Source organism: Mesorhizobium muleiense (assembly GCF_900099905.1).
GTDB lineage: Bacteria > Pseudomonadota > Alphaproteobacteria > Rhizobiales > Rhizobiaceae > Mesorhizobium > Mesorhizobium muleiense.
Window position 1 is genome coordinate 31,635 of sequence record NZ_FNEE01000022.1, and the last position, 18,313, is coordinate 49,947.

Genomic DNA, 18,313 nt, shown 5'->3' on the forward strand with positions numbered 1-18,313 from the left:
CTTGCCTTTTCGCTTTCCTACTCCCCTACTCCCCTACTTACAATTCCTTTTCTGCCAGCTCGCGAAACGCGTCGGGAACCGACCGCGATTGGCCGAGCGCGACCGAGGCGTAGCCGACCGCCTCCCAGCCGAAGCGGTCGCGGATCTTGTCGATGGCGCGGTCGGCGGTCCAGCGCGCCGCGCCCTTCCTGGTGCCGGGGCGGCGGCGGTCGTCGTCGAGGCCGAGCGGCAGTTCCAGCTGCAGGGCCGGCTGCTTCTCCAGATGCGACACGGCGATCGCCAGCAGCGAAATGGTCTTTTCGTGCGGATGATCGACAAGCACCTTGCGCACCATCGCCTCGGCGATCTCGGCCAGCATCGCGGTTGCCGAAATCGGCTGGTCGAGCGTGATCGAACGCGTCACCGAGCGCAGATCGGCAAAGCGAACGCGGACCGTCACCGTGCGGCCGGGCCGCGATTTCGCCCGCAACCTGGTGGCGACCCTGTCGGCCAGATGCAGCAGGGTGGGCACGAAGATTTTTGCCTCGGCCGGTTTCCTGCCGAGCGCCGATTGCGCGCCGGCCGATCGTGCCCGACGCTGCGTCTCGAGTTTTCGCGGGTCGCGGTTCCAGGCCAGCGCGTTGAGTTTTTCGCCCGCCGCCGGGCCGAGCAGACGCTCCAGCGACCCACCATTGGTCCTCGCCAGCTCGCCGATGGTGCGCACACCAATGCCGGCCAGCCGCTCCCTGGTGACCGGACCGACGCCCCACATCAGTTCGACCGGCAGGTCGTGCAGAAACTCCAGCTCGTGGCGCGGATCGACCACTACCAGCCCGTCGGGCTTGGCCACCTGCGAGGCGATCTTGGCCAGGTGCTTGGTGCGCGCCACGCCGACCGAGATCGGTAGCCCGAGCTCCGCCCGCACGCGGCGGCGGATGGTTGTCGCGATCTCGGCAGGCGGGCCGAACAGATGGGTGCAGCCAGCGACGTCGGCAAAGGCCTCGTCGATGGAAATCCGCTCGACCACCGGCGTGAAATCGCCGAGCACTTGAATAGCCGCATCGCCGAGTCGCTGATAATCCTTGAAATGGCCGCCGACGAAGATCAGCCCGGGGCAGAGTTCACGCGCGCGCCGCCCCGGCATGCCGCCGCGCACGCCAAAGGCCCTGGCCTCGTAGGACGCGGCCAAGACGACGCCGCCGCCGACGGCGATCGGCTTGCCGCGCAGGGCGGGGTCGAGCAACTGTTCGACCGAGGCATAAAAGGCGTCCAGATCAGCGTGGAGGATGTTGGCTTCCATCCGGCCCGTTCGCCCGCGGCGGTTCGAACGCCGCATTGTCTTGAGGGTGGGTTTTTGTGGAACATAAAGAGAACAAATAGGGCGGATTGTCAAGGAGCGTGGAGGGCAGGTGGAGGGCAATCGCTTCAGGTCTGCGCTGCCCAATCCGCTTACCTTTCCAGCGTTGGTGGTTGGCGAAAACTGAAGCGGCTGCTGTCCCCTTGCAGGGGAGATGTCCGGCAGGACGGAGGGTGTAGTCCCGCCGACCTCTCAAGACCTGGGTTCCTCGCCCACCGCGAAGCGGGGGAGAGGTGGACGCGAAGCGGCCGGAGAGGGGGCTTTCGTAGGGCGCAGTCCCCCTCTCCGTCTCGGCTTCGCCGAGCCACCTCTCCCCCACTTTCGTTGGGGGCGAGGAACCCAAGCTGGAATGAATCTGCGATCCTCCCCCCTCTGCCCCGCCGGGCATCTCCCCTGCAAGGGGAGATCGGCAGCTTCGCCGGCGACACCTACCCCGGAATGTTTGAGAGCCCGGCAGGCGGACGAGGGGCGGCGCCGACTTCAAACGATTGGCTGACGGCAGGTGCCGCGACCTACAACCCCATCTTGTAGCCGAGATGGCTGGCGGTGAAACCGAGGCCCTCGTAGAAGGCGTGCGCCTTCTGTCGGCTCTTGTCGGTCGTGAGCTGAACGAAGCTGCAGTTGTGCGAGCGGCATTCTTCAACCGCCCATTCGATCATCTGCTTGCCGACGCCGCGAGACCGCCATTGCCGCGCGACGCGAACGCCTTCGATCTGGCCGCGCCAGGCACCTCTCCTGGATATACCCGGAATGAAGCTGAGCTGCAGGGTTCCAATCACTTGCCCGGCTTCGACAGCCACGGCCAGCAGCTGGTTGGGATCGGCATCGATCGCGCTGAAGGCATCGAGATAGGACGGCGCGAGCGGCGTCGACGCGTCTTCGCGACCAGCGCCAAGCGCATCGTCGGCAAGCAGCGCGACGATCGCCGGCAGGTCGGGCGCTTGCGCGCGACGGAATTTGATCTCGCTCATCGAGCGGGAGACATACGGCGCGGGCTTGGTGACGGCAAGTGCGGGTTGAGCGGCGGCGTCCTTGCGCATGACCATCTCGAGGACGGCGAGCTTTGCGCAAGACTGTCTGTTCTCGGACACGACGGTTCAAATCTAACGGCTTCAGAGCGAGATTCTAAGGAAGAAGAGGCATAGAAGACTGCGCGCATTCGCCAAATGGGGTTGCCTTGGTCAATCGATCCGTCATCGCCAGCGTCGTGCTAACAGCGGCCATTTTAGTGGGGATGCCTGCAACGGCGGCAGCCGGTGCATCGTTGAAACCAAAAGACGGGCAGGCCGGCACCTGGACGGTCGAAGGTGAGTGCAAGCGCCTTGTCGCCCGCAACGAGAAGCTCGGTTGCACTGGTGAGGTCACGCGGACGAAATTCTCCGATGGGACAATTACTTTCAGGTTTTCCGACGGTGAGAACTGGCTGGTCTTTCGCACGAAGGAGGCGACGGCCCGGCTGTGGCAAGGCTACAAAACCATTCTCGACGTCGATGGCGTTGCCTTCGGCCCAGTCGGCAGCGCGCCTGAAATCATTACCAGAATAGCGGGTGCGGGATGTTCGTATGGGGCTCCTTATTTCGGCCAGGCCAATATAGATTGCAGGGCCGTTGTCGATTTCCGGATGTGGGCTGCGGCGGTCAACACGGACGGGCGGCTGCCGGTGCCGGATAGCGAATATATTCCGCCAACGCGATCCGCACCGTAGCTGTCATTCGCAGGTTTCGCCGACTTCCAGCTTACGCCGCCTGCCGTGACCAGAGGCGGTGGCCGTAGCGGCGGAAGAAGCGCGCCAGCAGAAGCTGCTGCCTGGCGCGGGCGAGATCGGCGCCGCGCCTTTCCTGGCGCCAGCGCGGCATATTGCGATAACAGGCAATGAAGCGGGCGGCGTCCTCGAGCGCCTCTTCAGCCGATTGCGCCGGGCCGATCGCCGCCAGGAACAAGGCCTCGCCGAGCTTCAGCCGGTCGACCAGCGCCTTGCGCTGGCCATGGCCGAGGCGCGCCCGGCCTATGCCGTCGCGGCGGATAGCGGCGAAGGCGGCGAGCATCGCCGGGCTGTCGCCGCTATAGCCGCAATCGCGGGCGAACTGGGCGGAGAGGGCGTCCATCTTCGTCTCCTTGGCTGGCGGCGGCGCGACGGAGACCCGGTCCCGTCGCCCGTTCATCTGGAGTATTTTTATATAAGCATAACTCAAAAACTGGCACAAGTTAAACTTTTTCATGGATTGAGCGGAACCGACTCGACTCTCCGGGAAAAACCCCTAATGTTGTGAACAAAACAGGAACTGAGGCATCAGGGACGATGGCATTGCCGGGCAAGGAAGCAACGATCGCCGAGGTCGTCTCGATCGCGGTCGAGTGTATCGATTGCGGTCGAAACAGATGGTGGAAGCCGGCGGAGCTGAGGCGATTCGGGGTGACCGCGCAGACGCCGCTGGCGGCGCTGTCGGGGCGGCTTCGCTGCTCGGCCTGTCGCGCCGATGGCCTGCCGGGCGCGGCGGTCTCGATCCAGGCGGCGTTCATCGACGAGCGGCAGCAGCGCCGCGCCGAGGCGCGGATGCTTGGCGAGCGCGAGGTTCCGCTGGAGAGATCCAGGCGGGCTTGATGGCGCCCGCTTGCGGGCAGGGGAATCGCATGGGAAGCCGAGGCTTCGAGGCTTTCGCTCTACGATGTACCCCCACCCCTAGCCCCTCCCCACAAGGGGGAGGGAGACTCCGTTGGCGCTGACCTCGGCAGATTGCCTGACTCGGCGCTAAGGGAAGTAAAGGCGCGGCAGCATTCCCTCCCCCTTGTGGGGAGGGTTAGGGTGGGGGTCCTCTTCGCAAGAATCCCTATTGCCCCTGCCGGCGATGCCGTTGCGGGGAGAAGGAGCGCTCCGCCGCCGCCGCCCTAGTAACCCAGCAGTTCCTTGAGCGGGATGACGCGCCAGACGTGTTTTATCGCGTAGCGGTTGAAGGTCAGCGACTTCGGCGGATTGTACTGCTCGACGACCAACTCGGCGGCGGTCCGCTTGACCAGCTTTTTGATGAAGGCCTTGCCGTTGCGCTCGTTTTCCTCGGGAAACATCTCGATCACCACGTGGTCGCCGGGCACAGCGTCGCGGCCGCCGCAATAGAGCATCTCGCCGGGCTCGTAGCGCGGCACCATCGAGTCGGAGAGCACGTGCAGCGCGAACACCTTGCGCAGATGGGCGATGCCGGGCGGGCGCTGGACATAGCCGGCGACCTCGCCGTTGAAGGTGAAGTCGCCGTCGTCGCCGCCGACTGCGGCACCCAGAAGCTCGATGTCCATCGGGCCGGCGGGCAGGGGGGCGGCGTCGGTGACGATCTCGGCGTCGGCGACATTGTCGGCGTCGTCGAGGAAGACGACCTCGCCCTTGCCGAGCGCCACCGGATCGACGCGCAGGAAGGCGGCCGTCTTCAAAAGGTTCTCGGTCTTCGGCAGGTTGCGGCCGGTTTCCCAATTGCCGACAGCGGCGACGTCGGTGTCGTTATGCTCGGCAATATGGCGCATCACCAGGCCGCGCTGCTTGCGCGCCTTGCGGATCGCCGCCCCGACCTTGATCGACAATGAGGTTTTCGCCATGGCGCCATCTGAAACATAAGAATCGGTTTCGTCCATGGAAGAATGGCTTGCTTATTTTTTGAGTTATGCTTATATATAGCCATGCACAAGCCACGTCGCTCCATCTCGCTTTCCCATCCGTCCCGGCTGTCCTCCTCCCCGGCCGGGATGAAGCCCGAGGCTCGCGCCTCGGATCCGGTCGCCCTGCCGTCAGCGGCGGCGACCGCAACGGCCGGAGCCGTCCCCCACGGCTCCGGCCCCGAATTTCGGCGCGCGCAATGCGGGCCTTTCGTGCATCCGCACCGAGGACGGCACGGTCATCGTCTTCGACCGGCGCACGGGCAGGGCGGCTTCCCCCGGGAGAGGTAATCGGCGACGCCGCGCCGCCCCTCACCTGCCTGCCGGCATCCTCTCCACGTGAACGGGGAGAGGGGGGCAGCTTCGGCATCTACGCAACCCTTTCGATCTCGATGGAAGAACATCATGCCCGCCTATACCGACACAAAATTGCAAAGCATCGCCCGCATGCCGGCCAGGCTGGCGCCGCCGGTCTGGCTGCCGCAGCGCCCGTTGGTGCGCGAGATCCACGGGCCCGACGGCGAGGCCCTCAAGCTGCCGTCGCCGCGCCCCGCTGCCGCCGTCGGGCGCCCGCCGCATGTCGCGGCCATGCGCTTCATCGACTGCCTGTTCAACCGCTGCCGCGCACCGCTCGATCTGACGCTGGAGCAAGACCCCGAAAACGACGCGCCCGGCAGCCGGCCGGCACTGGCGATGCTGTGCTGCGGCCTGCGCACGCGGCCGCTGAAAAGCTACTGCGCCTATCACGCGGCGCGGTTCTGCGATCATCGCCGTACGGCTCTCGCGGACGCAGCGTGAGCGGCATCGGTCGAGAGTCTTCTCGCCGAGCACGGCGGCCCGGTTCCTCGCCCCCCGCTGCGCGGAGGAGCCCAGGTTCTGCGAAGACAGCAATGAAACGAGGAGCCACAGATGAGCAAGAAGACCGCCCAAAAGGCCAAACCGCCCAAATTACCCACTGATGAGGCCGAGCAGGTGCGTATCCACACGCAGGTCGGCCATGATTTCGCGCTGAAGGACGATGCCTTCGGCCGCAAGCGGCTGGCGACCGGCACGCTGGAGGCGAGGCGCGTCTATGAGGTGTCCAATAGCGGCCACACCGCGACCGGCGGCATTGTGCGCGTGCGCAATGTCGACCCGCTGACCGGCATCACCTCGCTGTCGCGCCAGCAGCGCGAGGCGGGCATGCGCTACCGCGAGGATTTTCGCGTCTCGGCACAGGACGGGGTCAAGCCGATGGCGCTGACCGAGCGCGTCGACGGCGGACGCATCGGCGGCGGCGTTGCCGACCGCATCCTGTCCGCCGGCCGCGCCTATGCCGACGCCACCAGGGCGCTTGCGCATTGGGAGGTGTCGGTCGTGGTGCAAAAAGTCTGCTGCGCCGGCGAAACGGTGAAGAGCCTCGCCGAACAGACCGGCGAGCCGCGGGATGTGCTGTCGAAACTGCTCAAAATCGGGCTGGACTTGCTGGCGGTGCATTACGGAATGATGCTGATGCGGCGGCCGCGGGGGTAGAGGGCAAACGAGGCGGGCGCTACGAACTTGTCATGCCATCAGAGGCTGCCTACCTGACCAAGAGATGTGAGGGTTGGCAATGCGTTTCATGGGCGGTGTTTTGGGGGCGATCTTAGTGATCGTCGGCATTGTTGCGGCAACGGCGGCTGTGTTCAGCACCCATCCGATTTTTAATGCCTCGCTTGTCTTTGCGCTTTTGTTTGCCGCCGCAGTGCTACGGACTCATCTAAAGCCCCAGAAGCGAAAGTAGCTAAGCCGCATCCTGATTTGGGGCGCGCAGCGAACCTGGATCGGCCAGCGTCCTCCAATTGAAGGGCGCGGGTTTCCCGACGGACTGTTACGCTGCGCCATTGCTGGTAGGTCACGATGCCAAAGATGCCGCTAAACGCTCATTTCGCAGATACGGCGCCGACGTCTTCGGCGCTGACCGCGTATGATGAGCACTGCATGCTGACTTACATCCGGCTGCTCGATGCTTCGGCGGACGGGGCCGATTGGCGCGAGGTCGCCCGCACCGTCCTGCATATTGATCCGGTGCAGGAGCCGGAACGGGCATTCCGGGCTTGGGCGACGCATCTGGCGCGTGCCCGCTGGATGGCCGGCAAAGAGACGATCGGCACGACAGACGGCATGGAATGACGGTGGAGATTTTTCGTGGAACTGCCGTCACGGTCTGCCCGTTTAGATAGGAAACCAACTGGGAAGCGCCCGATGAACCCTTGGCAAATCAACACGTTGGAGGCCTGCTGCCTGCTTGCCGTCCCGCTGTCGATGATCCTTACGGTTCTGGTGGCGGGTTTTATCCTTGGCTGAGTCTGCACCGTTTCAGTAAAGGAGACGGCACGCATCGCGCCACCGGCGCGAGTTGCGCCTTGGCATTCATCGCGCGCGACACCTTCAGCGACGACAAAAATGATCCTGCCTCTCAGTCCTTGGCGCGCTCCACATAGGCGCCATCAGCCGTCATCACCACCACGCGGGTGCCGGCAGTGATGTGCGGCGGCACCAGCGTGCGCACGCCGTTGGACAGCGTCGCCGGCTTGTAGGACGAGGATGCCGTCTGGCCCTTGGTGACCGGCTCGGTGTCGACCACCTCGAAGGTGGCGCGCTGCGGCAGCACCAGCGAGATGGCGATGCCGTTGTACTGTGAAATCTGCACCGCCATGCCTTCCTTGAGATAGGGCGCCATCTCGCCGACCACGCTTTCCGGCACCGCGACCTGGTCATAGCTTTCCGGGTTCATGAAATGATAGCCTTCGGCGTCGTGGTAGAGGAAAGTATGCTCGCGCTCCTCGACATAGGCGCGCTCGACCTGCTCGGTGGTGCGGTAGCGCTCCGAGACTTTCACCCCGTCGGAGATGCGGCGCATATCGAGCTGGGTCACCGGCGTGCCCTTGCCCGGATGGATGTTTTCGGCAAAGAGGATCACATAGAGCTTGCCGTCCTTTTCGACGACATTGCCTTTGCGTAGGGAACTGGCGATGACCTTCACGGGCTTTATTCCTAACAGCGTTGACTGGCCTGGGAGCGCCGAATGGCGCAAATCGGCTGCGGGAGCCGTTCGGTGCGGCCTAGCGCATCTTGGCGGCAATCGCCAGTCCCCGATGCAAATCCTGTCGCCATGACCGCCGCCTCGCCCTGGTGGACGCCTGATGTTCACGCCGACCGGCGGCCGCGGCTGATCCTGCGCAATGCCATCACCGCGGCCGTGCGCGACTGGTTTGCCCGCCGCGACTTCGTCGAAGTCGAGACCGCGGCGCTGCAGGTCTCGCCCGGCAACGAGGCGCATCTGTCGGCCTTCGCCACCGAGGCGATCGGCCCGGATGGGCGGCACCTGCCGCTTTATTTGCACACCTCGCCGGAATTCGCCTGCAAGAAGCTGCTCGCCGCCGGCGAGAAACGCATCTTCAGCCTGAGTGCGGTCTATCGCAACCGCGAGCGCGGCCCATTGCACCATCCGTCCTTCACCATGCTCGAATGGTACCGGGCCGATGAGACCTACGACAGCCTGATGCAGGATTGCGCCGGGCTTGTCGCGCTGGCCGCCGAGCGCGCCGGCACGAAACGCTTCGCCTTTCGCGGCCGCGAGGCCGATCCGTTCGCCGAGCCGGAACGGTTGAGCGTCGCCGAGGCTTTTATCCGCTATGCCGGCATCGATCTGCTGGCCACAGTCGCCGCCGACGGCAGCACCGATCGCGAGGCGCTGCACGCGTCTCTGGTCCAGGCGGGCTTGCGCACCGCGCCCGACGACAATTGGGCCGATCTGTTCAGCCGGGTGATGGTGGAAAAGATCGAACCGGGGCTGGGGCAGGGGCGCGCCACCATTCTTTACGGCTATCCGATCTCGGAGGCCGCCCTTGCCCGGCCGAGCGCCGATGACCCGAGGACCGCCGAGCGCTTCGAGCTCTATTGCTGCGGCGTCGAGCTGGCCAATGCGTTCGGCGAGCTGACCGACGCCGACGAGCAGCGCCGGCGCTTCATCCTCGAAATGGACGAGAAGCAGCGCATCTACGGCGAACGCTATCCGATCGACGAGGATTTCCTCGCCGCACTGGCCATCATGCCGCAGGCGAGCGGCGCCGCGCTCGGCTTCGACCGGCTGGTGATGCTGGCGACGGGGGCGATGCGGGTCGAGGATGTGATGTGGACGCCGGTGGCGGGGTGAAAGTCAGCGCCTGTCCGCATCGGCCTCGATGATTATGTGCTGGCAGACATTGTCGATATCGCGAATGACGTCGTCGTTCCAGAAGCGCAGGATGGTCCAGCCGCTGCTCTTCAAATAAGCGCTGCGTGCTGCATCGCGCTCCGCGTGTTCAGTGTTCGCGTGCTGGCTGCCATCGACCTTGACGACTAGGCGGTGTGTCGGACAGGCAAAGTCAACAATGTAGGGTCCGATTGGCACTTGCCGGCGAAAGCTCAGCCCCATCAATCGATGGGCGCGAAGCTCGTTCCATAGTTTCAACTCGGCGTCGGTCATCACACGACGCATCGATTTTGCGTTCTTGCGCTGATGCGGCGGAACGAGATCGTGACCCATCAGACACCCTCGCTTTGGAGATTAGCGACGTCATGGATGACGGCCGATCTCCCCCCTTGCGGGGGAGATTGGCCGTCATCAACGCCTTCGCCAGCCTTGCTGCGGTTTCCATCCCCCTACCGCCCCATCAGCAAAGCGACGATCAGCCGCTGCAGATTGCCGCGCGGGGCGAATTCTACCCGGTCGAAATCGCGGCTTGCCTGCCGCTGCGCCTGGGAGAGTTCGGCAAGCCGCCTGGTCATTTCGGTCCTGATCTCGCTGCAGCCGGGATCGTCGGGGACGGACAGGCCGACGGTCGCCGTCTCGATCTTGCGGACCATGTCGACGATGATGTCGCCATGCACCTTTTCGTGGGCGGCAAGGCCAGCGGCAAAAACGTCCCAGCTTTTCTGCACGACGGCCGGAATAGGCCCGGACGCTTTGGGCAAGGTATACGTTATGATGAGTTTTGGGCGCGCCGACACCAGCACGCAGGCATTGCCTTGCCGCTGGTAGTCCCTGACCCAGGTCAGCTTGAAATTGGTATAGGCCATGGCGCGGACCCTGCTTTTGCCGATCGTCGGCCCGCGCTCGCCCATCGAGGCATGGAGTTGGGGACCGGTCTGCCCTGAAACGGCGTAGGTCTCGACCTTCTCGACCGGCTTCCAGCCCGCCTGCGCCGGCGACACCAGCAAAATGGCCAGCAGCAGGTAGGTCAGAACGGCTGTTTTCATGCGAATCCCCCGGGCGATGCCTTTGGTGTGAAATCATCAACGCATGGCCGTAATGCGGTCAAGGCGCCGTTGCCGAACTCGCCGTTCGCATTTCGCGTCGAAAGAACCAATCAACGGCGATGTCCCGCAAACTCAATCCGCTTGGCGGGTTCGTTTTAAACTCTATAAACTTAGTAGAGTTAATGCACACAAGCGTTTTGCGAGGAGCCAAAATAGTCGAAAAATCTGGTGGTGGGGCTGTTGGGCAACCTGATCCGTCCGTCGAAGACCAAGGCGTTCATCAGCCACATCGTTGCGGAGGTGGCGAGCAGCACCGGTGCAGCCTCGACCGTTTTCGACATCGAGGTTCTCGGTCGGTCCTTTCCGCTGGCACGATACGCGACCTCTGCAAATCCTTCACCCTCGGCGGGCGCCCGCTTGCCGTGCTGAGGGCGCTCAACCTCGATATCCGTTCCGGCGAATGTCTCGTCATCGTCGGCGCCAGCGGATCGGGCAAGACCACGCTGCTGCGCATCCTTGCCGGTCTTGAGGCTGCCGACAGCGGCGGTGTCGCGATCGACGGCAGGCCGGTCCATGGCGTCGGCGCCGAGCGCGCGGTCATCTTCCAGGAACCGCGCCTGCTGCCCTGGCTGACGGTGCTCGGCAACGTCGCCTTTGGCCTCGAAGTGCGGGGCGTGCCCAAGGCGGAGGCCGAGGACAAGGCCCGCTTCTATACCGCGCTCGTCGGCCTGGCCGAATTCAGCGATGCCTATCCCAGGCAGCTTTCGGGCGGCATGGCACAGCGCGTCGGCATTGCCCGGGCCTTGACCGTGCAACCTGAAATCCTGCTGCTCGACGAGCCGCTAGGCGCGCTCGACGCCATGACCAAGATCGGCATGCAGGAGGAACTGGCGCGCATCTGGAGCGAGGAGAACGTCACCATGGTCATGGTCACCCATGATCTGGAAGAAGCGATATATCTTGCCGACAGGGTGCTGATCCTGCCCAGGGAGAAGGGCGGCACAGCGCGGCTGGTCGAGGTTGAACTGCCGCGCCCCCGCGATCGCAGCGAGAGCCGGTTCGTGCGCTACCGCGAAGAACTGCTGCGCGAGTTTGGCTTGCACTGAGACTGGGGGCACTGAGACTGGGGGCACTGAGACTGCGAGCACTGAGACTGGCGGCACCGAGACGCTGGTGAAAGGCGCGTCTTGCGCGCCTTACTTCCCGGCCGCCCCAGTCGAGAACAGCGCGCGCTCGACGGTCGGCTCCAGCGTTTGCGCAAAGGGCGTCGCCATGTGGTGGCGGTCGCGATAGGCCAGCTTGCCGTCGATGAAGACATGGCAGGTCTTGGCGTCGCAGAACCGGTCGGTCATGTCGATGTAGGTCGCGTTGGGGACGGCGCGCACGATGTCACGCTCCACCGCGGCCATGGCGTCGTTGGCGGCGTCGGTTCGCGGCGCGTCACATACCGATGGCGTCTGTCCACGCCACAGCGCGCGGGCCACGCAGGTGTCGACAAAAAGGGTGTTGAACGGCACATCGCGGATGAAGGCGACTTTCAGCCCGGCCTGGCTGAACGCCTCCAGCGTTGCGCGCAGGCCGCCCTGCCAGTCCTGATCGAGGCTTTCGGATTGCCGGGCGTCGGGCGACAGTTTGCGCGAACTGGTCAGCGAGATCTCCGAGATCACCACCAGGCTCGGGCGCAGGGCGATGATCTCCTTGATCGATTGCTCGCGCCATTGATCGCACTCGGTGTAGTCGCGCTTCAGCTTCGAGCTCCAGACCGTCAGCCGCGACGCCCGGCAGGCGGCTTTGAGCCAGGTGACGACCTTGTAGTCGTTTCTCTTCGCCGCCTCGATCAGCGGCGTCGACCAGTGATCGGCATGCGAATCGCCGAACAGCGCGATCGAGCGCTCGGCATTCTTGGCGCCGAACTCGCAGGCCTTCGGCGTCACGGTCTCGTAGTCGACAACGCAGCCTACCTTGGCGCGCGCGGTGGAGGGCTGCGCGGCAGTTTCGGCAATGATGCGTTGCGAGGGGTCGAGGCCGTCCACGGCAAGGCGCGCATTGGCGTAAGTCGCCACCACGCCGGCGCCGGTCAGCATTGCGGCGGGGATTAGTGCACGCGCCGCGTTCGCCATCAGCCAGCCATTGCGACGGATCGGGTTTTCGATGAAATTATAGGTGAAGAGCGACAGCGCCAGCGTCAATGCCGCGCAGGCAAGCCGCCCGGGCCAGGACAGGTCGGGCACCATCATCGTCGCATAGACGATGACCGGCCAGTGCCAGAGATAGAGCGAGTAGGAAAGTTTCCCCACCCATTGCATGGGCGGCAGCGCCAGCATGGCGCTCGGCCCTCTTTGGACATTGCCGGAGCCGCTGAGCAAAAGGAGCACGGTACCGGCCACCGGCACCACCGCCGCGAAGCCGGGGAAGGGGGTGTCCTGCTCGCTGAAGGTCAGATAGGCACCGGCGATCAGCGCCAGGCCAAGCCATGCCAGTGCTGCGCCCAGTTGCGGGCGCTCTCGCCAGAATTTTGCCGGCGCCATCGTCGCCAGGCCGCCGGCGGCGAATTCCCAGGCCCTGAGCGGGGAGAAATAGAAGGCCCAGGGCTGTGCCACGGTGGTGAGCCAGGCGCAGACGGCGAACGACACCGCGCCGGTGAGGCCGATCACCAGGATCGCCGTGCGCTTGCCCGGGCGCAGCCATGCCGCCAGCAGAAGCAGCCCCGGCCATACGAAATAGAACTGTTCCTCGACAGAGAGCGACCAGAAGTGGATGAAGGGGTTGTTCGCCGCGTCGGGGGCGAAATAGTCGAACGACCAGCGTATCAGCCAGAAATTGATCGCATAGGCCGAGGCGAACATGGCGCCTTTCGAATAGAGCGACTGTTCGTCCGGCGACAGGATGAAGTAGCCGGCGACCAGCGTGGCGAAGATGACGAACAGCGAAGCCGGCAGCAGGCGCCGGGCGCGCCTTGCATAGAACCGCCACAGGTCCAGCCTGCCGTCCTCGGCGATTTCCCGCAGCAGCTGGCCGGTGATCAGGTAGCCGGAGATGACGAAGAAGATGTCGACGCCGGTGAAGCCGCCGGGCAGGTCCGACAGACCAAAATGGAACGCGACGACGCCGGACACCGCCAACGCACGCAGCCCTTCGATATCAGGCCGAAACGATGCTGACACGGCAAAACCTCGCGAAGTCGTTGAAAAGCCACCCGTGCGAAGACTCGACGCAATGCATTGATATTGCAATGCAACAAATCTAACGCAGTGCAACATAAGTGGAAGTTTGCCGGGTGCAGCGCGGCATACTCGTCGGCGTGTCCTCAGCGAACGCCGCGCCAGCGCTGCCATCCGCATCCGCGGCGGCGGATTTTGGGCGGCGGGATTTTGGAGCACAAAAAGGACATTTGGCCCGGCCAGCGGGCCTGTATATCAGGCCTAGAAGGAGCCCGCCGCTCGCGCGCCGGGCTCCTCCCCTTGGTCGTCACCGATCACGCATGCGCTGGCGGATGATGACGGGAGTCCCAGACTGCCCAGGCCGATGCCGCAACCACCAGCACGCCGAGGACAACGTGGGTCGCCATTGCGTTGGCGTTTGCCACGAAGCCGAGCAGCCAGGGCGAAGCGATCAGCCAGAGCCCGACGACAAGGTTCACCCACTCTTCCCATTCGGCGAATACCGAAAGCGCGGCGAGCGCCAGGGCGCCGAGCAAGACTGCGGCAATCCAGGCGTTCCAGGCAGCAGCGGTTTCAGCAGCGAAGCCGACAACCCAGGGTGAGATGAACAGGCATGCCGCAAGGATCAGGTTGATCCAATCCTGGGGCTTCTTTCCTTCCATCAGATCGTTTGCCATGACAACCTCCACAGATGAAGCTTGACCAAAGCACTACGTCGCGTGCAACGCACGCTTAGTCATTGATATATCGCACTTTCGGCGGCTTTCAAGGAGTGGCTCCGGGGCGGCCGGTTAGGCACTGAGTGCCGGGCGCGATCACGCCTTCTTCAGGAACTCGGTCTTAAGCACCAGGCCCTTGACCTGCTTGGTGCTGCACTCGATCTCGCCGGGATTGCCGGTGAGGCGGATGTTCTTCACCAGCGTGCCGCGCTTGATCGTCTCCGACGTGCCCTTGACCTTCAAATCCTTGATCAGGGTGACGGAATCGCCCTCGTTCAACTGGGCGCCGTTGCTGTCTCTTGCGATCGCGTCTGTCATATCAGGGTCTTTCATCGAAGGGGATAGCGGACTATCCGGCGGATGGCGGCAAGGTCAAGCGTGGTGGCAAACTGTGCCATCGCTGGCGCGTGAAGCGGGCAGGGCACCCTTGTTGCTCATGCCAGGTGGCCGCATCGCCCGTCGAAGTCGGCGATGCCTCGTGGTCGAAGCCGATTTCACGGGAACGTGGAGGATTATAGGCTGGCGCGCCGCCGGCTAAGCCTGTCGATCAAGTGGCCTGTCGAACAAGTGACTTGTCGAACAGGGGGCCGTCGATCACGGGCACCGCAAGCGTGCGCATGGTCGACCAAGAAGATAGAGCCCTACCACAAGGGATGGATCGACTCTAGAAATTGAAATAGATCGCCGGCGGATACAGACTGGATCCATTGTTGTCGGCTGGCGCCGCCGTCGCATCAGACGACGTGATCCCGCTGGTGGACTTGTTGTCGAGCGGCGGCCGGTTTTTCTCGGCAGTCGCCGCTTTGGTATCAGTGGCAACGGCTTTCGTCTTGGCCTCCACGGCTTGCGACAGCGCGAGCACGGCAAGAAGTGCAGACAGGGCAAGTTTCATGACGAGGTCCCTCCATGGTTAACGTAAGGTTAACCGCGGCCGCCGGCCCGAACACGGCCGCCGTGTGGAAGGACGTGGAATTCTCCGGAATTTCTGGAATATTAGCTTGTGGAAAAGTATAGTGTGAGCAGGTCCCGGCGCGTGCTATCCTCGCGGCGGCATAAGGGGCGGGTAGGATGGCACAGCATATCGCGCAGAAATTGCGGCTGACCGCGGCCGTGCTGGGGACCGTCACCCGCAAGGACCTTGCGGCGGCGTTCCGGGGGGTCAACCCGAAGACGGCGTTCGATCTCGGCCGCGCCGACAAATGGCTGCAGGGACGCGCCCAGCCACGCGAGCTCAGCGTCTACGACGACTGGACGAAGCTGCTCAAGCTGGAGCAGACCGGCGCCTGGATCGCCGAGAGCGACCTGCCAGGTTTTACCGCGGCGATCTGTGCCCGCCACGGCATCGACAGGGCCGAACTGGAGCGCCGCGCCGGTGCGCATTTCGAGACCGCTGCCGGGCATGAGGAGCGAAGCCTTGGGGCCCTTGCCGGAACCTACGCCTGTTATTCGCGCGCCTTGTCGCCCTACTATCGCGGCCAGCTGATCAGGGGCAGCCTGTCGATTGAGGCCGGGCCGGGGGCGAACGGCCTGACCGCCGCCTATCGCGAGGCCTTGCCGACCGGACAGCTGCTGCTCGGTGGGCAGATGACGTCGGCAAAACGCGGGCTTTATGCGCATCTGAAGGAAGCCAGCGGCGAGGCGCAATTCTTCTTATGCCTGTTTCCGCACTCGCGGCCGGGAAGCGTGCTTGGCGGCTACCTGTGCGGCACCACCATCATCGGCCCGGAGCCGCAGCCGTCGCTGACCCGGATCCTGATGGTCCGCTTGCGCAATCCGGCGCCCCAGGCATGGGGCGGATATCTGCCGCCCGACGGATCGATCGCCGCCGATCTGGCATCGCTTGGCCTGTCCGTCGAGCAGACGGAAGCGGTTGACCGGCTGCTGGCGCAATTCCTAGTCGGAGACAGCGACGGCGGCGCCAGCCAGATCCCACCGGCCGAGTTCCGCGCCATCGTCGACGTGTTCGACCGTCATTGGCTGAGCCATTCCGTCTGACACCGGGCCGCCTGGCACCGGGCCGTCTGGCACCGGGCTGAGGGGAAGACCCTTGTCGCTGGCGTGGTCGGGCTCGCTGGCACGAAGGTGGGGACGTTGCATGCCGGCTCAATATGCCTGATCATGGCCATGGCGGGATGGAGGCATCAAGTGGCGGCCAATCGGCGAAACGGCATGCATCCGTCGGAGCCCGGGCTGGTGGGCGTTGTTTCCGCAGCCATGGCCCTGCCGCGCATGTCGCTGCCCACCGTCGCGACCGTCGTGGCGGCGGTTGCGGCCCTGTATTTCGGGCGCGAGGTTTTCCTGCCGATCGCAATCGCACTGCTGCTGACCTTTGCGCTTGCACCCTTGGTTTCGGCACTCAAACGGGTCGGCATTCCCCGTCTTCCTGCGGTCATCGCCAGTGTGCTGGGCGCATTCACGGTGCTTGCGCTGTTCTCCTTCATCGTCGCCACGCAGGTCAGCGAACTGGCGCAGAACATCCCGCTTTACCAGTCGAATATCCTGACCAAAGTCCGATCGCTGAAGGAGACCGGCGTCGGCGGCGGCGTCATCGCCAGGCTGAGCGAGGCGATCGAACGCGTTGGCCAGGAACTCGACAGGCAGGAAACCTCGCCGCCCGCCGCGGATCAGCCACGGCGCGAGCCGGTGCCTGTCGAGATCATCGCACGCGAAAGGCCGCTTCAGGTTCTGCAGAACCTGATCGGCCCGCTGATCAGCCCGCTGGCATCGGCCGGCCTGATCGTCGTCGTCGTCATATTCATGCTGCTCGAGCGCGAGGACCTGCGCGATCGTTTCATACGCCTCGTCGGCTACGGCGACCTTCATCGGACCACCGAGGCGCTCCAGGAAGCGGGCAAGCGGGTCGGCCGATATTTGCTCATGCAATTGGTCGTGAATATCGTCTATGCCATACCGGTTACAGCAGGGCTTTGGGTTCTCGGCATACCCAATGCACTGCTGTGGGGGTTGCTGGCGCTGGCGCTGCGCTTTGTTCCCTATATCGGCCCGATCATTGGTGCGCTGCTGCCGCTGTTCCTGGCGCTTGCCGTGGCACCCGGCTGGTCGCTCGTGCTGTGGACCGCCGGGCTGTTCGTGGCCATGGAAATGATCACCGGCAACGTCGTCGAACCGTGGCTCTACGGTTCACGAACGGGGCTGTCACCATTGGCCATCATCGTCGCGGCGATCTTCTGGACCTGGCTCTGGGGCCCGCTGGGCCTGGTCCTGTCGACGCCGCTCACGGTCTGCCTCGTTGTGCTCGGCAGGCACGTGCCGCAGTTCGAATTCCTCGACGTGCTGTTCGGCAACGAACCGGTGCTTGAACCCCACGCCCGACTCTACCAACGGCTGCTGGCCGGCGATCCAGAGGAAGCCACGGATCACGCCGAGGAGATGCTGGAGGAAAAATATCTGTTCGAATTCTATGACAGGGTCGCCATTCCCGCACTGCTGCTCGGCGAGCAGGATCGCGTGCGCGGCGTCATGGGCGATGAGCAAAGACGGCGGGTGGCGGCCAGCGCGCAGATGCTGGTGGCGAACCTCGACGACAGCGCACGGGAGGAAGCAGAGGAGGACGATGATCCGGCCACAGTCGAGCCTGCCACGGCGGACAAGTACAAGGACAAGGACAGGGACAAGCAGGCCCAAGCGGAGGGCGAGGACGACACTGAGCTGCCGGATGGCACTGACATGTCGGTGCTGTGTGCCGGCGGCCGCGGCGAACTCGACGATGCCGCCGCCGCAATGCTGGCGCAGGTGCTCGAAGTCCAGGGGGCAACGGTCTCGAAGGCGAGCTTTGCCGATATGGATCCGACTGGCATTCGCCGGCTCGAGCTCGACGCCGTCGACACCGTTGTGGTCGGATTCCTGAACCGTGACTCCATCAAGCACGCCCGTTTCCTTGTTCGTCGGCTGAAACGTGCCAGGTCGGCGCTGCGGGTAGGCATCGTGTTCTGGTCGAAGGACGGCGACGACAACGAGGCAGCCGTCGAATTGGCCAATGACATCAATGCCGATTTTGTGGCGTTTGGCATGGTCGAAGCCGTTCTGGGCGCATTGTCGAGCGATCCGCCGGTGGCGCTGAAGGTCGCTGCCAAGCGCCGCATGCGACGCCGGCCGCGCCCGGCCAGGAAGGCGCCGCTTGCCGCTGCAAAGTGAGAGACTGTTTGGAAACTCTACTCCGGCGGCCATCTGATGGC

22 protein-coding genes are annotated in these 18,313 nt (G+C 64.4%); 11 read left to right on the forward strand and 11 right to left on the reverse strand.

Going from position 1 to position 18,313, the window contains the following annotated elements:
* Window positions 1–37: 37 nt before the first annotated feature.
* Complete coding sequence (gene dinB, locus BLT09_RS26830; protein ID WP_091598804.1) at window positions 38–1,279, reverse strand: DNA polymerase IV; 1,242 nt, start codon at window positions 1,277–1,279, stop codon at window positions 38–40.
* Between the two features lie 569 nt (window positions 1,280–1,848).
* Window positions 1,849–2,307: a GNAT family N-acetyltransferase gene (locus tag BLT09_RS26835; protein ID WP_091598943.1), complete on the reverse strand. Its 459-nt coding sequence runs from the start codon at window positions 2,305–2,307 to the stop codon at window positions 1,849–1,851.
* Between the two features lie 293 nt (window positions 2,308–2,600).
* On the opposite strand from BLT09_RS26835, the gene BLT09_RS26840 reads away from it, so the two are divergent.
* Entirely contained in the window at window positions 2,601–3,041 is a 441-nt protein-coding gene (locus BLT09_RS26840; RefSeq protein WP_139172692.1) for a hypothetical protein, read from the forward strand.
* A gap of 31 nt (window positions 3,042–3,072) precedes the next feature.
* Here the strand turns inward: BLT09_RS26840 and BLT09_RS26845 are convergent, their stop codons facing one another.
* Window positions 3,073–3,441 (reverse strand): hypothetical protein, encoded by a 369-nt coding sequence (locus BLT09_RS26845; protein WP_091598945.1) that lies wholly within the window; start codon window positions 3,439–3,441, stop codon window positions 3,073–3,075.
* A 194-nt stretch (window positions 3,442–3,635) separates the two neighbouring features.
* Here BLT09_RS26845 and BLT09_RS26850 point away from each other — a divergent pair, with 194 nt between their 5' ends.
* Window positions 3,636–3,938: a hypothetical protein gene (locus tag BLT09_RS26850; protein ID WP_023799072.1), complete on the forward strand. Its 303-nt coding sequence runs from the start codon at window positions 3,636–3,638 to the stop codon at window positions 3,936–3,938.
* 284 nt (window positions 3,939–4,222) lie between these two features.
* On the opposite strand, the gene BLT09_RS26855 is transcribed toward BLT09_RS26850, so the two are convergent.
* Window positions 4,223–4,918, reverse strand: coding sequence for an XRE family transcriptional regulator (locus BLT09_RS26855; RefSeq protein WP_023799071.1), 696 nt, complete (start codon window positions 4,916–4,918; stop codon window positions 4,223–4,225).
* Window positions 4,919–5,380: 462 nt separating this feature from the next.
* Between BLT09_RS26855 and BLT09_RS26865 the strand changes: the two genes are divergently transcribed.
* From BLT09_RS26865 to BLT09_RS26875, 4 genes are all read left to right on the forward strand, one after another.
* Complete coding sequence (locus BLT09_RS26865; protein ID WP_236473732.1) at window positions 5,381–5,773, forward strand: hypothetical protein; 393 nt, start codon at window positions 5,381–5,383, stop codon at window positions 5,771–5,773.
* Between the two features lie 111 nt (window positions 5,774–5,884).
* Window positions 5,885–6,487 carry a DUF6456 domain-containing protein gene (locus tag BLT09_RS26870; protein WP_091598810.1) on the forward strand — a complete coding sequence of 201 codons (603 nt, stop codon included), beginning with the start codon at window positions 5,885–5,887 and terminating at the stop codon, window positions 6,485–6,487.
* 79 nt (window positions 6,488–6,566) lie between these two features.
* Window positions 6,567–6,737 carry a hypothetical protein gene (locus BLT09_RS34475; protein WP_167366544.1) on the forward strand — a complete coding sequence of 57 codons (171 nt, stop codon included), beginning with the start codon at window positions 6,567–6,569 and terminating at the stop codon, window positions 6,735–6,737.
* A gap of 116 nt (window positions 6,738–6,853) precedes the next feature.
* A complete protein-coding gene (locus BLT09_RS26875; RefSeq protein ID WP_091598813.1) occupies window positions 6,854–7,126 on the forward strand; it encodes a DUF2285 domain-containing protein in 273 nt (90 codons plus the stop codon).
* A 286-nt stretch (window positions 7,127–7,412) separates the two neighbouring features.
* Here BLT09_RS26875 and efp read toward each other — a convergent pair whose 3' ends face one another.
* Complete coding sequence (gene efp, locus BLT09_RS26880; protein WP_091598816.1) at window positions 7,413–7,979, reverse strand: elongation factor P; 567 nt, start codon at window positions 7,977–7,979, stop codon at window positions 7,413–7,415.
* A gap of 129 nt (window positions 7,980–8,108) precedes the next feature.
* Here efp and epmA point away from each other — a divergent pair, with 129 nt between their 5' ends.
* A complete protein-coding gene (gene epmA, locus BLT09_RS26885) occupies window positions 8,109–9,152 on the forward strand; it encodes an EF-P lysine aminoacylase EpmA (protein WP_091598819.1) in 1,044 nt (347 codons plus the stop codon).
* 3 nt (window positions 9,153–9,155) lie between these two features.
* Here the strand turns inward: epmA and BLT09_RS26890 are convergent, their stop codons facing one another.
* Together BLT09_RS26890 and BLT09_RS26895 are read right to left on the reverse strand one after the other, a co-directional pair.
* A complete protein-coding gene (locus BLT09_RS26890; protein WP_091598823.1) occupies window positions 9,156–9,524 on the reverse strand; it encodes an endonuclease domain-containing protein in 369 nt (122 codons plus the stop codon).
* Window positions 9,525–9,640: 116 nt separating this feature from the next.
* Window positions 9,641–10,237: a DUF922 domain-containing Zn-dependent protease gene (locus BLT09_RS26895; RefSeq protein WP_091598825.1), complete on the reverse strand. Its 597-nt coding sequence runs from the start codon at window positions 10,235–10,237 to the stop codon at window positions 9,641–9,643.
* 240 nt (window positions 10,238–10,477) lie between these two features.
* Between BLT09_RS26895 and BLT09_RS26900 the strand changes: the two genes are divergently transcribed.
* Together BLT09_RS26900 and BLT09_RS26905 are read left to right on the forward strand one after the other, a co-directional pair.
* On the forward strand, window positions 10,478–10,666 hold the full coding sequence (locus BLT09_RS26900; RefSeq protein WP_208602548.1) for a hypothetical protein: 189 nt from the start codon (window positions 10,478–10,480) through the stop codon (window positions 10,664–10,666).
* Entirely contained in the window at window positions 10,612–11,343 is a 732-nt protein-coding gene (locus BLT09_RS26905; protein WP_091598948.1) for an ABC transporter ATP-binding protein, read from the forward strand. The genes BLT09_RS26900 and BLT09_RS26905 overlap by 55 nt, the downstream gene beginning before the upstream one ends.
* 90 nt (window positions 11,344–11,433) lie before the next feature.
* On the opposite strand, the gene BLT09_RS26910 is transcribed toward BLT09_RS26905, so the two are convergent.
* The 4 genes from BLT09_RS26910 to BLT09_RS26925 form a co-directional block, all read right to left on the reverse strand.
* Window positions 11,434–13,401, reverse strand: a complete 1,968-nt coding sequence (locus BLT09_RS26910) for an acyltransferase family protein (RefSeq protein WP_091598828.1) — start codon at window positions 13,399–13,401, stop codon at window positions 11,434–11,436.
* A gap of 311 nt (window positions 13,402–13,712) precedes the next feature.
* Window positions 13,713–14,075, reverse strand: a complete 363-nt coding sequence (locus tag BLT09_RS26915; RefSeq protein ID WP_091598831.1) for an SPW repeat protein — start codon at window positions 14,073–14,075, stop codon at window positions 13,713–13,715.
* A gap of 138 nt (window positions 14,076–14,213) precedes the next feature.
* Window positions 14,214–14,435, reverse strand: coding sequence for an alkylphosphonate utilization protein (locus BLT09_RS26920; protein ID WP_091598834.1), 222 nt, complete (start codon window positions 14,433–14,435; stop codon window positions 14,214–14,216).
* A gap of 346 nt (window positions 14,436–14,781) precedes the next feature.
* Window positions 14,782–15,009 carry a hypothetical protein gene (locus tag BLT09_RS26925; protein ID WP_091598836.1) on the reverse strand — a complete coding sequence of 76 codons (228 nt, stop codon included), beginning with the start codon at window positions 15,007–15,009 and terminating at the stop codon, window positions 14,782–14,784.
* 176 nt (window positions 15,010–15,185) lie between these two features.
* Here BLT09_RS26925 and BLT09_RS26930 point away from each other — a divergent pair, with 176 nt between their 5' ends.
* Together BLT09_RS26930 and BLT09_RS26935 are read left to right on the forward strand one after the other, a co-directional pair.
* A complete protein-coding gene (locus BLT09_RS26930; protein WP_091598839.1) occupies window positions 15,186–16,112 on the forward strand; it encodes a hypothetical protein in 927 nt (308 codons plus the stop codon).
* A gap of 150 nt (window positions 16,113–16,262) precedes the next feature.
* Complete coding sequence (locus BLT09_RS26935) at window positions 16,263–18,272, forward strand: AI-2E family transporter (RefSeq protein WP_167366545.1); 2,010 nt, start codon at window positions 16,263–16,265, stop codon at window positions 18,270–18,272.
* Window positions 18,273–18,313: the final 41 nt, after the last annotated feature.